The 14,276-nt window shown below is 57.2% G+C and carries 10 protein-coding genes and 2 pseudogenes; 4 read left to right on the top strand and 8 right to left on the bottom strand.

All coding sequences use genetic code 11. The features are described 5' to 3' along the window. Window positions 1–472, top strand: a pseudogene (locus VGP75_RS03120) (methyltetrahydrofolate cobalamin methyltransferase); the annotation flags it as partial. Between the two features lie 74 nt (window positions 473–546). Here VGP75_RS03120 and VGP75_RS03125 read toward each other — a convergent pair. The 6 genes from VGP75_RS03125 to VGP75_RS03150 all read right to left on the bottom strand — a co-directional run bounded on the left by VGP75_RS03125 (window position 547) and on the right by VGP75_RS03150 (window position 7,872). Then, window positions 547–1,314, bottom strand: a complete 768-nt coding sequence (locus tag VGP75_RS03125; protein ID WP_327542263.1) for an HpcH/HpaI aldolase family protein — start codon at window positions 1,312–1,314, stop codon at window positions 547–549. Between the two features lie 80 nt (window positions 1,315–1,394). Beyond that, entirely contained in the window at window positions 1,395–2,486 is a 1,092-nt protein-coding gene (locus VGP75_RS03130) for an ABC transporter ATP-binding protein (protein WP_327542264.1), read from the bottom strand. An 18-nt stretch (window positions 2,487–2,504) separates the two neighbouring features. Continuing rightward, window positions 2,505–4,121, bottom strand: coding sequence for an alpha-glucosidase (locus VGP75_RS03135; RefSeq protein WP_327542272.1), 1,617 nt, complete (start codon window positions 4,119–4,121; stop codon window positions 2,505–2,507). Window positions 4,122–4,244: 123 nt separating this feature from the next. Beyond that, window positions 4,245–5,402 carry a carbohydrate ABC transporter permease gene (locus tag VGP75_RS03140; protein WP_327542265.1) on the bottom strand — a complete coding sequence of 386 codons (1,158 nt, stop codon included), beginning with the start codon at window positions 5,400–5,402 and terminating at the stop codon, window positions 4,245–4,247. Continuing rightward, complete coding sequence (locus tag VGP75_RS03145; RefSeq protein WP_327542266.1) at window positions 5,402–6,409, bottom strand: carbohydrate ABC transporter permease; 1,008 nt, start codon at window positions 6,407–6,409, stop codon at window positions 5,402–5,404. Before VGP75_RS03145 ends, VGP75_RS03140 begins: the two co-directional genes overlap by 1 nt. Window positions 6,410–6,513: 104 nt before the next feature. After that, window positions 6,514–7,872, bottom strand: coding sequence for an ABC transporter substrate-binding protein (locus tag VGP75_RS03150; RefSeq protein ID WP_327542267.1), 1,359 nt, complete (start codon window positions 7,870–7,872; stop codon window positions 6,514–6,516). A gap of 275 nt (window positions 7,873–8,147) precedes the next feature. Here VGP75_RS03150 and VGP75_RS03155 point away from each other — a divergent pair, with 275 nt between their 5' ends. Genes VGP75_RS03155 through VGP75_RS03165 form a run of 3 tightly spaced genes read left to right on the top strand, consistent with a single transcriptional unit; the run spans window position 8,148 to window position 11,483 of the window. Next, window positions 8,148–9,179, top strand: coding sequence for a substrate-binding domain-containing protein (locus VGP75_RS03155; RefSeq protein WP_327542268.1), 1,032 nt, complete (start codon window positions 8,148–8,150; stop codon window positions 9,177–9,179). Window position 9,180: 1 nt separating this feature from the next. After that, complete coding sequence (locus VGP75_RS03160) at window positions 9,181–10,503, top strand: GH1 family beta-glucosidase (RefSeq protein ID WP_327542269.1); 1,323 nt, start codon at window positions 9,181–9,183, stop codon at window positions 10,501–10,503. An 8-nt stretch (window positions 10,504–10,511) separates the two neighbouring features. Next, window positions 10,512–11,483, top strand: a complete 972-nt coding sequence (locus VGP75_RS03165) for a glucokinase (protein ID WP_327542270.1) — start codon at window positions 10,512–10,514, stop codon at window positions 11,481–11,483. Window positions 11,484–11,501: 18 nt separating this feature from the next. Here VGP75_RS03165 and VGP75_RS03170 read toward each other — a convergent pair whose 3' ends face one another. Together VGP75_RS03170 and VGP75_RS03175 are read right to left on the bottom strand one after the other, a co-directional pair. Beyond that, a complete protein-coding gene (locus VGP75_RS03170) occupies window positions 11,502–13,784 on the bottom strand; it encodes an ATP-binding protein (RefSeq protein WP_414727763.1) in 2,283 nt (760 codons plus the stop codon). 160 nt (window positions 13,785–13,944) lie between these two features. Further along, window positions 13,945–14,276, bottom strand: a pseudogene (locus VGP75_RS03175) (RsmB/NOP family class I SAM-dependent RNA methyltransferase); the annotation flags it as partial.

Here is a 14,276-nt window from a genome sequence, read left to right on the forward strand (position 1 = left end):
GCCAATTGGCGCGATGGGAACTGCCGGTTTGCAGGTCTTTACGCTGGTGCGGCGCTTGCGCGAAGAACTGGGCGTGAACACGACCTGTGGTGCATCAAACATCAGCTTCGGTCTGCCGAACCGTCACGGCATCAACAACGCTTTCCTGCCAATGGCAATGACTGCCGGCATGACTTCGGCCATTATGAACCCTGTGGCACTGCCCATTGGGCCCAAGAAAATCGCGGAAAAGAAAGCAGAGATTCTGGCTGCGGGGATTATCCTGCCGGAAGACATCGACGACGAGACTTTCGTGACGCTCTTCGGCCTTGGTTCAACCAAGCCACGTGCGGGCAAGGAAATGGAAGCGATCCGTGCTGCCAACTTCCTGACGGACAATGATCCTTCGGGGTCCGAGTGGATCAAGTTCAACCGCGTCGCCCCTAAAGAGGGCGAAGGACGTGCACGAACAGGGCGGCGCAAACGCGGCTGAGAACAGACTTTCACGAAAGTCTGTGACCAAATCATCTTTGAGGATTTGACGGCAATTTCTGTGTCAGAAATTGGCTAGCGCCCCACCCGCCCTGCAAGTCCACGCAGGGCGGTGTTGAGCACGGCCATATCCCCGCCAACACCCAGGAAAGTCACGCCTTTTTCGGCGTATTCGGCAAAACGGCTTTCATCAAAGGTGATGATCCCCGCAATCTTGCCTGCCGCCACAGTGCGCGCAATCAAATGGTCGATTGCTTTTTCCACCTCGGGATGATCCGGCTGGCCCGGATAGCCCATGTCCGCCGACAAATCCGCAGGCCCCACAAACACACCATCCACCCCGTCAGTCGCGGCAATGGCGTCAATATTCTCAACCGCCACAGCGCTTTCGGCTTGTACCATGAGGCACACCTGCGCGTTGGCAGTATGCGGATAGTCCGGCACTGCGCCCCAGCCTGTCGCGCGCGCCAGAACTGCGCCCATCCCGCGGCTGCCTTCCGGTGGATAGCGCATCGCACGGGCCATCTTTTGCGCGGTTTCGGCATCATCCACCATCGGCACCAGCACCGTCTGGCACCCCAGATCAAGCACCTGCTTGACCATCCACGGCTCGGCATTGGCGATCCGCACGACGGCGGGTGTGCCGCTGATGGCCAGCGCCTGCAATTGCGGCAGGATCTCGCTCACCGTGTTTGGGCCGTGTTCGCCATCAATCAGGCACCAGTCAAAGCCTGCGTTCCCTGCAAGCTCGGCCAGCACAGCTGTGCCAGACGTCAGCCAGATACCGTGCTGGACCTGACCGGATTGAAGGGAGACTTTCAGCCTATTGACGGGTGTTTGCATGGTCGGACCTCAATGATTAATCGCGCCGATGCGATCACATCGGCGCGATACAAGCAACTCGTTACGCTCGGGAGGAACCCTTATCTGTAATAGAGCGACTGACCATTGTGGAAAATCTGCACCTTCTCCGGCGCTGCGGCCATACGCACGGATTTCCCGCGCAGATCGGCATGGATACCGGGCAGCTTGCCAATGACGGCGTCATTGTCACCGACTTTGTCAAAATAGAGCAAGGTAACCTCACCCAGTGCTTCGGTGATGTTGACCTTGCCTTCAAAGGCATAGTCGTCACCCGAGGATTCAATCATGTCTTCAGGGCGGATACCCACATTTACCTGCAAACCCTTGTCCGATGCCTGCGTCGGCACGGCCGATTTCACCAGACCGCCACCAGCAAGTTTGACAACGGTTTTCGCGCCGGTTTCCACGATTTCACCGGCTAGCAGGTTCATGGCCGGCGAGCCGATAAACTGGGCCACGAACTCGATCTCGGGGCGTTCATAAAGCTCGAGCGGGGTGCCGACCTGGGCAATGCCCTTGTTGGCCAGCACCACAATGCGGGTGGCCAGTGTCATGGCCTCGACCTGATCGTGGGTCACGTAGATCATCGTGCTGTCGGGCATCGATTCCTTAAGCTGCGCGATCTCGATCCGTGTGGCCACGCGCAAAGCGGCGTCAAGGTTCGAAAGCGGCTCGTCAAAGAGATAGACCTTGGGGTCACGCACAATCGAGCGGCCAATCGCAACACGCTGGCGCTGACCACCCGAGAGCGCTTTCGGCAAACGATCCAGATAATCATCCAGCTGCAGGATCTTCGCGGCACGGTTCACGGCCTCGTCAATCTCGGCCTGTGATTTCTTGGCCAGCTTGAGCGCGAACGACATGTTATCGCGCACTGTCATATGCGGATAAAGCGCATACGACTGGAACACCATTGCGATACCGCGTTGCGCTGGCGGGACGTCATTGACGACCTGACCGTCAATCTGCAACTCCCCACCCGTGATCTTTTCCAGACCCGCAATCATCCGCAACAAAGTGGATTTGCCGCAACCGGACGGACCAACAAAGACGATCAGTTCACCTTTCTTGATATCCAGATTGATGTGCTTGAGCACATCAATTGTTCCGCCATAGGTCTTGGCAACGTCCGTCAGTATCAGATCAGCCATATCTCACTCCCCTTGAAATTATGTCTTGAGCGCGAGGCAGACCTGCCACGGCCCAAGGTGCAGTCTTCCGTCTGCAGATGTATGTGCGCTGCCCAACTCGGCACCGATCGGCGTCCAGTTCCCCTCGGGCAAATCGAAATCAGATGGCGTTTCACTGACGTTGAAAGCACAGAAGATTGTCTGCGCGCCTGCGGTCCGCGTGAAATAGACGACATCGCCTTTGGCCTGCATGCGGTCATGTTCGCCGATGCTGAGTGCGGGATGCGAATGCCGGAACGCGATCGCCTTGCGGTAGTGGTGCAACAAGGCGCCCGGTTCGTCCTCTTGCGCCTTGACCGACATATGTAAATGCTCGGAGGCAACAGGCAGCCATGGCCGCGCGTCCGAAAACCCGCCGTTCTGGTTGTCGGTGTCCCAAACCATCGGCGTGCGGCACCCGTCACGGCCTTTGAACTCGGGCCAGAATTCGATGCCGTAAGGGTCCTGCAGGTCCTCAAAGGCGACATCGGCCTCTGGCAGGCCAAGCTCTTCACCCTGATAGATACAGACCGACCCGCGCAGACACATGATCAGCGTCGCAAACATGCGCTGCGCTGCCGGCGGCAAATGCCAGCGCGTCGCATGGCGCACGACGTCGTGATTGGAAAACGCCCAGCAGGCCCAACCGTCAGCGGCCTTTTCATCCACCTGCCCCATCACATCTACGATGCGTGCGGCGGTCGGTTGATCGGCGGCCAGAAATTCAAAGGCATAGCACATCTGCATCAGGTCATCGCCAGCAGTATACTGGCCCATGATCTCAAGCCCGCGCTGCGCATCACCCACTTCGCCCACGGCGGCGGCGCCATAGGGTTCCATGACCGCACGCAACTTGCGCAGAAAATCAATGTTTTCGGGCTGGTTCTTGGAATAAAGATGATCTTGGTGGTTATAGGGGTTCACCGAAGGCGCAATGTTGGCGTTTCGCTTTTCGGGTGGCAATGGAGGATTATCGCGCAGCTGCGCATCATGGATGTAGAAATTGATGGTATCCAGACGGAAGCCATCACAGCCGCGGTTCAACCAGAAACGCGCGACATCCAGAAGCGCCTCTTGCACCTGCGGTTCATGGAAGTTCAGGTCCGGCTGGGACACAAGGAAGTTGTGCAAATAATACTGCTCGCGCCGTGCGTCCCACTGCCATGCCGAGCCGCCAAAGATCGACAGCCAGTTGTTCGGCGGCGTGCCATCCGGCTTGGGGTCAGCCCAGACATACCAGTTGGATTTGTCATTCATCTGGTCCTTGCGGCTCTCGGCGAACCAGGGGTGCTGGTCGCTCGTGTGGCTGAGGACCAGATCAATCATCACGCGGATGCCCAGACGGTGTGCGGTATCGACAACAGCATCGAAATCCGCAATCGAGCCGAACATCGGGTCAACGTCACAATAATCGCTGACGTCATAGCCGAAGTCCTTCATCGGCGACATAAAGAAAGGCGAAATCCAGATCGCATCAACACCCAGCGACGCGATGTAGGGCAAGCGCTGCACGATCCCCAAAAGATCGCCAATGCCGTCGCCGTTGCTGTCCTGATAGCTGCGCGGGTAAATCTGGTAGATCACCGCCCCCCGCCACCAATCGTGGTCCACAGCCATTTCGGTATTATTGGCCAGCGCCGTCGTCATAATGTGTCGTTCCTATTCCATGCCCTCCCGGTGTTGGTCCGGGATCTATCGGGGCGTAAGTGTGGCCCCGGGACTGGCCCGGGGCGCGTGATTTTATTTGACTGACCCTGCCAGAAGGCCACGGACAAGGTATTTTTGCATCGCAAAGAAGACTGCGAGTGGCACCGCGATCGACACAAAGGCCGAGGTCGCAAGGATTTCCCAGTCACCGCCACGGGTGCCCAGCAATTCCACGATCTGCTTGGTCATAACCGTCGTTTCGCCGGTCGCGTCAATTAGGAACACCAAGGCCACGAGAAGGTCGTTCCATGTCCAGAGGAACTGGAAGATCGCAAAGGAGGCCAGCGCCGGAAAACTGAGCGGCAGGATAATCTTGGTAAAGATCTGGAAATCCGTCGCGCCGTCCACCTTGGCATTCTCGATGATGTCACGGGGCAGACCGACCATGTAGTTGCGCAACAGATAGATCGCCAAAGGCAGGCCAAATCCCGTATGCGCAAGCCATGTTCCTAAGTAACCTTTGCCAAGACCAATCGCATTGTGCAGCGACAAAAGCGGAATAAGCGCCAATTGCAGCGGCACGACCAGAAGGCCCACGATGATCGCAATCAGCAGGGCGCGCCCCGGAAAATCCATCCATGCCAGCGCATAGGCTGCAAAGGCCGCAATCAGGATCGGGATAATCGTTGCAGGGATCACAACCGTGAGCGTGTTCATAAACGCCTTGGCCATGCCTTCCGAGTTATCCTCATCAAAGAGCACGAAGCTGTAGTTATCGAGCGTGAAATCCGGCGGCGTCGTGACATCAAGGAACACCCGCTGGGCGCGGCCACTGATCTGTTCATCATTGCCTTCCCAGACGTAGGCCCCGTCGGCCTGCAATGTGAGCGTCTCACCATCGCCCATATCGTTCACATCACCGGGCTGAAACGCGCCCAGATTACGGGTCGTTGTGCCCCATGACCGCAGCTCACCCTCGAAATCCCGACCGTCAAAGATGTTGCCTTCGACCATGAAACGGCCGTTGCCCAAATCCACACGGGCCTCATCAGGGTCCGCCACACGCAATTGGATCGTTTGCTCGGCGGGCAGGAATGACGACCACCAGCCCGAGGCTGTGATCTGGTCACCGGTACGGAACGACGACACCAAAAGCCCCAAAGTCGGGAACAACCAGAGCACCACGAGGGCCACGACCGAGATATTCAGCGCCCATACGACGGCGGGCTTACGTCCTGCAATCGCATCCATTACTGCATCTCCTTGCGTGCGTTATAGACGTTCCACACAAGGATCGGCGTCACCATCAGCATGATAATCATCGCCGAGGCCGAGCCCATGCCCCAATCGTTGGCGCGGAACAGTTTGTCGTACATGTAATTGGCCAAAACCTGTGTTTCCCACTGGCCGTTGGTCATGGCAAAAACGATGTCAAAGACCTTGAGCGTGGCAATCGTAATTGTTGTCCAGACCACCACGATGGTGGACATGATCTGCGGCACTTTGATCTTGAAGAAAATCTGGAACGGGTTCGCGCCGTCAATGACCGCGGCCTCGATTGTTTCCTCTGGAATACCGCGCAGGGCGGCAGAAAGGATCACCATCGCAAAACCCGTCTGGATCCAGATCAGCACGGCCATCAGGAAGAAGTTGTTCCAGAATGGCACCTGCAACCACTGCACAGGCGCATCGCCGCCAAAGGTCAGGTAAAGGTGGTTCAGGATACCGATCTGGGCCACATCTTCGGGGCGGGCCTCATAGACCAGTTTAAAGATTACGGCCGCACCGACAAAGGAAATTGCCATCGGCATAAACACGATGGATTTCGCGATATTGCCCCATTTGAGGCGGTCGGTCAGCTGTGCGGCCAGCAAACCAAAAGCGGTCGCGGCAGCAGGCACAACGACCAGCCAAAGCACGTTGTTGCGCATCGCCTCAATGAATTTGGGCTCTGCGAACATCTTGCTGTAATTTTCAAAACCGACAAAGGCGTATTCGTTGCCGGGCAAACGCTCTAGGAAGCTGAGGCGCAGTGTCGCGAAGACAGGATAGGCCAGATAAAGGCCCAGGGCCAGCAAGGCGGGCATCAGGAACACCCAAGGCCGGATCATATTGGCGCGGTTGATATTCCGGCCTGCGTTCGGGCCTTCGGCCTTGAAAAGCACCTTATCAAGAAACAGGTTCGCACCGTAGAAGTAGCCGACGCAGCCACCGACCCCGATGATGATTGTGATCAATCCTTGTAATGCCGGATTCATAGCGCCCTCCCCTTCGCTGTATCTCTCTTGCGGTCGCCTGTTGCGCCGCTGAAAGGTCCGGACAGTTGCCCGCCCGGACCCTATGTCGTGTCAGCTTGGGCTGATTACTTCAGCGCGTCCCAGCTCTGCTGGATCGCATCACCGACTTCCTGCGCGGATGCACCGCCCACATAGTCGACCATGCCTGTCCAGAATGTACCAGCACCAATGGCGCCCGGCATCAGGTCAGACCCGTCGAAACGGAATGTGGTGGAGTTCAGCAGGATTTCGCCCTGACCACGCAGTGTTGCATCTGCATATGTGTCGAGGTTCACGCCAGAGTGTGGTGTAAGGAAGCCTGTTTGCGCCATCATCACTTCGTGTGCGATTGGCTGCTGGAGAAACTCCATGAACGCCATTGTCGCATCAGATGCGTCGGTCACAGCCATCAATGTACCACCACCCAGAACTGGATTACCCAGATCTTTGCTCGCGAAAGATGGGAAGTAGAAGAAGTCTGCATCTTCACCAATCACAACGTCCTCAGGCATGAATGCCGGAATAAAGGACGCCTGCTTGTGCATGTAGCACTGTGGCGGGGACGAGAAGAGACCGGCAGGGCTATCGCGGAAGTCGGTTGATCCAACAGCAGCGGCACCACCAGCAACCATTGCGTCATTCTTTGCAAACATGCCGAATGTTTCAATGGCTTCAATCACTTTTGGATCGTTGAACGGCAGATCGTTTGTCACCCATGCATCATAATCCTCGGGGGATTGTGTGCGCAGCATGATGTCTTCAACCCAATCTGTCGCTGGCCAACCTGTTGCAGGACCCGAACCCAGACCGATGCACCAAGGTGTGCCACCATCCGCGATGATCTGCTCCGACAATGCGATCAGGCCTTCCATTGTGTCCGGAATCTCATAGCCCGCATCTTCAAAGTTCTCTGGCACATACCAGACAAGCGACTTGACGTTGACGTTGTAGAAGAAGCCGTAGAACTGGTCATCGCCATTGGCGTCTGCATATGTGCCCAGATCAACCCAGGACTGACCGGCGGCATAATTGTCAGCAACCCAGGCCGCCATATCCGGACCAAGTGGGTCCAACAAGCCCTGCGACGCCATGTTTGCGGCAAGACCCGGCTGCGGGAACACCGCAATATTCGGCGGGCTGCCCGCTTCTGCGTCAATCACGATCTGCTGCTCAAAGCCGTCAGACCCCGCATATGTCACATTTGCGCCTGTTGCTTCAGTAAAGTAGGCGATCATCGAACGGAAAATGTCGTCCTCGGGTGACAGCCAAGGCCCAAAGACAGTCACGTTCTGACCGGTCAGATCCGGCGCATTTGCTGCCCACTCGTTGTAGGCATCCCAGCTGAAGTCACCCTCACCCGGCGTAAATGCAAGATGGCCTGCCGCAGTTGCTGCACTCGCAGTCAAGGCGACCGCTGCCACGCTGGCATACAGTTTCGTAATCATAGAATTTCCTCCCAATCGCGCCAAGATCAACGCGTCCTTTTTTGCACTTTCGTGCGATCATTCCCTTCCGCGTTAAGGAATCAAAATTCCAAAGCGCTTTGGATTTGCTCACAGTCGGCCAAGTTTAAGCATCTGTCAATACAGCACTGTTAGCGCTAAAATTACCTTGGATTTCCAAGAAATCATGCTAGTCAACAGGCAACACGCGTGAATTACGCAGATCGCGCAAACGTCAACCACATGCTTGAAAGCCCTTTGGAATATCGCCTGACCCCATGAATTTAAAAGAACTTTCTCAAAATTTGGGGCTTAGCCAGACAACCGTGAGCCGGGCATTGAACGGCTACCCCGAGGTCAGCATGGCTACGCGACGCAGGGTTGAAGAAGCTGCCCGCACCTTCAACTATAGCCCATCCACCCGCGCCAAAGGGCTGGCAACCGGCAAGGCGCTGGCCATTGGCCATGTGATCCCGCTGTCAAGCAAGCACGAGATGGTGAACCCGGTGTTTGGCGACTTTATCGCAGGTGCCGGCGAGACCTATTCGCGCAACGGGTATGAAATGATCCTGTCGATTGTCCCCGACGAAGACGAGCGGCGGGTTTATCAGGGGCTCAAATCACGGCGCGCGGTTGATGGCGTGATTGTGCATGGTCCCGTCATGGATGATCCACGGATTCCCTTGCTGCATAAACTTGGTCTCCCCTTTGCCGTGCATGGCCGTGCTTCGGTCAACGAAACGCCCTATGCGTGGCTCGATATGAACAACCGCAATGCATTCAAACGTGCCACCGACTTTTTGTTTGATCTCGGGCATCAGCGCATCGGCTTGGTGAACGGCCTCGAATTCATGGATTTTGCCCATCGGAGGCGCAACGGCTATACCGTATCGCTGGTCGAACATGGTGTCGGCCTAGATCCGGCCTTGATGCGGTCGGGTGAAATGACCGAGGATTTCGGCTATGTCAGCGCACGCCAGATGCTGACGCTTGATGACGCGCCAACCGCAATCATTTGCTCTTCGATGATCAGCGCCCTTGGCGTGCGCCGCGCGATCGAGGAAAAGGGGCTGGTCATGGGCAAGGATGTCTCGGTGATCAGCCATGACGATGTGTTGTCGTATCTTAAGAACGGCGGCGAGACCCCGATCTTTACCGCCACAAGGTCCTCGGTGCGCGAAGCAGGCCGCCAGCTCGCACAGATGCTGCTCGACGCGATCGAGAACCCCGCACGCCCGCCACAAACCAAACTGCTAGAGGCGGAACTGGTGGTCGGATATTCCACCGGCCCCGCCCCGCGAAAGGACTAACATGGACTTCAAACGCGCAGATTTCCCCCAAGGTTTCGTCTTTGGGGCTGCAACCGCAGCTTACCAGATCGAGGGCCATAAATTCGGCGGTGCTGGCCCGACCCATTGGGATACTTTTGCTGCAGGCCCCGGCAATGTGGTGCGCGCCGAAGACGGTGCCTTGGCTTGCGACCACTATCACCGCTTTGCCGAAGACCTTGATCTGCTCAAGGACGCCGGCATGGACGCCTACCGTTTTTCCACCTCATGGGCGCGGGTCATGCCTGACGGGCGCAGGCCCAACCCCGCGGGTCTCGATTTCTATGACCGCTTGGTCGATGCCATGCTGGAACGTGGCCTGCAGCCGTTCCAGACGCTGTATCACTGGGAACTGCCCAGTGCCCTGGCCGATCAGGGCGGGTGGATGAACCGTGACACCTGCAAATACTTTGGCGATTTCACTGATGTCATCACCGACCGGATTGGCGACCGTATTCATGCGATCGCCACGATCAACGAGCCATGGTGCGTCTCTTATCTGTCGCATTTTCTGGGCCACCATGCGCCGGGCCTCAAGGACATCCGCGCCGCCGCGCGCGCGATGCACCACATCAATCTCGCCCATGGTGAGGCGATGACGCGGCTGCGCGGCAAGGGAATGAAAAATTGTGGGATCGTGCTCAACTTTGACCATACCGACCCCAAGGACGCCACACCGGAGGCCGCAAAGGCCGCCGCCACGATGGACGCAATCAATAACCGTTGGTTCATCGAAGCCGTCACCAAAGGCACCTACCCCGAAGAGGCGCTGGCGGGTCTCGCTCCGCATATGCCGGCGGGTTGGCAAGACGACATGGCACAGATCAGCCAACCGATCGATTTTCTTGGCGTCAACTACTACACCCGCCACAAAGTCACCCAAGATGCCAGCATGGTTTGGCCGCATGTTGCATCCGAGGAAGGCCCCGGTGACAAGACCCAGATGGGGTGGGAGATCTATCCTGACGGTCTGCAATCCTTCCTGACGCGGCTATCGCAGGACTATGTTGGCGATTTGCCCATCTTTGTGACGGAAAATGGCATGGCCTGGGATGATCATCTTGAAAATGGCGCCGTGTCCGATCCGGAACGTACGAAATTCATCAATGATCACGTCATGGCAACGAAACGCGCCATTGATGCCGGCGCGAATGTGCAGGGCTTCTTTTACTGGTCACTGCTGGACAATTACGAATGGGCCTTCGGCTATGAAAAGCGGTTCGGCATCATTCACGTGGATTTTGAGACCTTGAAGCGCACACCGAAAGCATCCTATCACGCGCTCAAATCCGCGATTGCGCGATAAGGAACACCATGGGACATCCCGCAGATACCTATTCACTGGTTGCCGATATCGGCGGCACCAACACGCGCGTGGCCTTGGCCGAAGGGCGCAAGATCATCGACAGCACGATCCGGCGCTATCGCAACAGTGAATTTCCCGGGCTTGAGAGCGTGCTGCGCCGCTACATCGAAGACGAAGGCGGGGTTGATCCGATTGCGGCTTGTGTCGCTGTGGCAGGCCCGGTGCGCGATGGGCGCGCCACGATGACGAACCTTGACTGGACAATCGACAAGGACACGCTGGCGCGCGCCACCAAGGCGGAAACCGTCGCAATCCTGAATGATTTGCAAGCGCAGGGCCATGCCTTGGGGCACATTGATCCGGCGAATATCCGCACGATTCTGCAAGGACCTGACAGCGGTCAGAATGCGGCAAAGCTTGTCGTCGGTATCGGCACCGGCTTTAACGCGGCACCGGTCTACGATCTTGAACACGGGCGCATTGTGACGCCATCCGAAAGCGGCCACGCGAACCTGCCGATCCGCAACGAGATGGAATTGCGTCTGTGCCAGTTTGTATCCACTGCACACGGGTTTCCTGCGGTTGAAGATGTCCTTTCTGGCCGCGGGCTTGAACGTGTGTATGCATTCCTCGGGCGTGAGGCCGATGATCCGAGGGAACGCAGCGCACAAGAGATCATGACCGCTTGTGCCGACGGCTCAGATACCCGCGCCGTTGAAGCGGCCCAGCTTTTCACGCGGATCCTTGGCACCGTTTGTGGCAACCTCTCGCTGATCCAGCTGCCATTTGGCGGGGTGTATCTGGTTGGGGGTGTGGCGCGGGCCTTTGCGCCGCATCTGACACTATTCGGCTTTGGTGACGCCTTCCGCGACAAAGGCCGCTTTGCAGGCTTCATGAGCAACTTTGCGGTCCATGTGATCGAAGACGACTACGCCGCCCTTACCGGATCAGCGGCGCATCTGGTCGCGCTCGGGCGGTAGACCGGATCACGAAACACCTCAGGCATGCTCTAGGGTTGGTAACCCCTGAAGCTGTTCCTGCACCGTATCGGTCAGAGCCTTGAGCGAGAACGGCTTGGGCAGGAATGCGGCGCCAAGCACCTCTGGCTGGCCATCATCAAAGGCGTCTTCAGGATAGCCGGACACGAAAACCACCCTTGTTTGCGGGCGTTGCAGAAGTGCCTTGCGCACCCAGGTCGGGCCATCCTGACCGGGCATAATCACGTCAGTCACGAAGATGTCGATGTGTAGTTCCTCGTTTTCCAAAAGCGCCAAAGCGGCCTCGGCGCAATCCGCTTCCAGAACGGTATAGCCACGCAAACGCAAGGCGCGGGCGGCGAAAGCGCGCACAGGGGCCTCGTCCTCGACCAACAGGACGACGCCGTCGGCACTGGTTTTGATGGGCTGGGTCACGACCGGTGCCGTAGGTGCGACAAATTCTTCTGTCGGGATGTAACTTGGAAACAGCAATGAAAACGTGGCCCCGACCCCGACCTCACTATCCACAAAGATATAGCCGCCAGACTGTTTCACGATTCCGTAGGCCGTGGATAACCCAAGCCCCGTTCCCTCACCCACCCGTTTGGTCGTCACAAATGGTTCAAAGATCTTTTCCAGCTTGTCACTCGGAATACCATGCCCTTCGTCAATCACTTTGACCAAGACATAGTCACCCGGCGGCACCGTCGCGCGGTCACGGTGCAACGCGCTCTTGAGGTGTGTATTTTTCGTCACGACACGGATTTCACCCGCACCCTGCATCGCATCGCGCGCATTCACCACAAGGTTCATCAATACCTGCTCGAGCTGGCGCTTGTCGGCCTTGATCCGCGCCAATTGATTGTCATGGTCCAGCTTGAGCGACACTTTCTCACCCACAAGACGATTCAATAAATGCGTCAGGTCTGACAGCGTATCGCGCAGATCAAGCGCCTCGGGCTGCAGGGTTTGCTTGCGCGAAAACGCAAGCAGTTGGCCAACAAGGCTTGCGGCACGGTTGGTATTCTGATGGATCTGGATCAGATCGCTATAGTCACTGTCATGTTCATCGTGATTGCAGAGCAAAAGTTCACAATGCCCCGATATCGCGGTCAGCAGATTGTTAAAGTCATGCGCCACGCCACCTGCAAGCTGGCCAATCGCTTGCATCTTCTGGCTTTGGACGAATTGTGCCTCAAGTGACTTTAATTCTGTAATATCATTCAACACAGCAATCACATGCAGGTCATCGGGGCAACCGGCCGTATTCAGCGTCACCTGGACAAAGGTATCTTGTTTGTCGCCGCGCCCATGCAGAAACTGTGACACATGTCCCGCCTGTCCAGCCAGTGCTTCGGCAAGCCAGTCGTTGATGGGGCGCCCCGGTCCGTCAAGCACATCCGCCAAGTGCCGGCCGCCTGTCGCGCCGATTTTCAATAATTTGCGTGCCTCGCGGTTCGCGGCCAAAAGCACACCATCAGGCGCAATTTTCAACAGCGGCACGGGCAGATTCTCGATCGCATCCCAGCCAGGTTCGAACATCGGAGGGGTCGCTGCCGCGGGCGCGCCAGGAAGAACATAGATATCACGCGTCTCATCGCTGCCTTCCGTGATGGCTAGCATCACGTCTATCCGGCCCTGCACTCCACGCAGGCCATTGGTATGGCCAGAGCGTAGCGGCAGCTCGTCAAACACGTCTTCAAGGGCCCGAAAAGACGGCCCCACTAACTTGCGGAAACCATCGTTCATCTGGATCATCTGACCACTTGGCCCCACCGTCAGCATCGGGAAACTTGTCGGTTGCCGCAGCACCCGCCTTGCCCGTCCCCCAGCACTGAGCTCATCCAGCCACCAGATCTGGCAAGCTTCGCCCATGACCAATACGCGCAAACGAAAATGTCCACCGCGGGTGACGATATCTTCTGTTTTTGCGCCCGTCGGCCCTGCCTGCGCAATAATCTGCGTCAGCACGCTGTAGGGGTTTGCCAACATTGAACCCAACACCTGCGCGAGGCCAGTCCCTTCGGTCGCGCCAAAGCGGTCGTTTGCCGCGGAATTTGCATAACGGATAAGCCCTGCGCCATCCGTGACAAAACCGATGCCCGTGTCATGCGCAATGATCGCATGCGCCATTGCGCGCAGCCGCTGCGCCGCGCGGCGATCAAGCTTGCGCGCAAGACCCACAAAACCGGCTGTCACGACCAAAATGCCACCGCAGATTGCGAAACCGAAATAAAGCGCGGGAACCGGCATAAAGAGGCCCACTGCAAAGCAAAGACACCCTGCAGCCAAAAGATGCATCATCGGTGGCAAACCGGCAGGTACTTTGGGCCGCTCTGCCGCAAACGACTGATCAAAAGGCAATGCACACACCTCACTACACGATAAACCGAGTTTAAACGCAGAACGCTTAAATTATGCTTAACGCAAGATAGCACAGGTTTTATTGCAATTCTAGGTTGTATCAATCTCGACGCAAAGTGCAGGTATAGAAACCATCTGCATTTGCATCGGGAAGGTCCTGATGCGCGTCCATGATATGCCACTCAGGATAGGTATCGCAGAAGTTTTTGACCCTGCGGCTGTTTTCATCTGCCAGTATCGAGCAAGTTGCATAAACCAACAGCCCTGCCTCCGCGACAAGCGGGGCTGACGCGGCGAGCACTTCATCCTGTGATTGCATCACCGCCGCCAGGTCTGCGGGCGTCAGGCGCCATTTCGCATCCGGCGCACGGCGCCATGTGCCGCTGCCTGTGCAGGGCGCGTCGCAAAACACGACGTCAAATTTACCCGCTT

Origin of the sequence: Yoonia sp. (genome assembly GCF_036007805.1) — a bacterium.
Classification (GTDB): Bacteria; Pseudomonadota; Alphaproteobacteria; order Rhodobacterales; family Rhodobacteraceae; genus Yoonia.

Coding starts and splice junctions, on each gene's coding strand:
- VGP75_RS03125 (WP_327542263.1), bottom strand. CDS start 1,314: ATGCAAACACCCGTCAATAGGCTGAAAGTCTCCCTTCAATCCGGTCAG.
- VGP75_RS03130 (WP_327542264.1), bottom strand. CDS start 2,486: ATGGCTGATCTGATACTGACGGACGTTGCCAAGACCTATGGCGGAACA.
- VGP75_RS03135 (WP_327542272.1), bottom strand. CDS start 4,121: ATGGCTGTGGACCACGATTGGTGGCGGGGGGCGGTGATCTACCAGATT.
- VGP75_RS03140 (WP_327542265.1), bottom strand. CDS start 5,402: ATGGATGCGATTGCAGGACGTAAGCCCGCCGTCGTATGGGCGCTGAAT.
- VGP75_RS03145 (WP_327542266.1), bottom strand. CDS start 6,409: ATGAATCCGGCATTACAAGGATTGATCACAATCATCATCGGGGTCGGT.
- VGP75_RS03150 (WP_327542267.1), bottom strand. CDS start 7,872: ATGATTACGAAACTGTATGCCAGCGTGGCAGCGGTCGCCTTGACTGCG.
- VGP75_RS03155 (WP_327542268.1), top strand. CDS start 8,148: ATGAATTTAAAAGAACTTTCTCAAAATTTGGGGCTTAGCCAGACAACC.
- VGP75_RS03160 (WP_327542269.1), top strand. CDS start 9,181: ATGGACTTCAAACGCGCAGATTTCCCCCAAGGTTTCGTCTTTGGGGCT.
- VGP75_RS03165 (WP_327542270.1), top strand. CDS start 10,512: ATGGGACATCCCGCAGATACCTATTCACTGGTTGCCGATATCGGCGGC.
- VGP75_RS03170 (WP_414727763.1), bottom strand. CDS start 13,784: ATGATGCATCTTTTGGCTGCAGGGTGTCTTTGCTTTGCAGTGGGCCTC.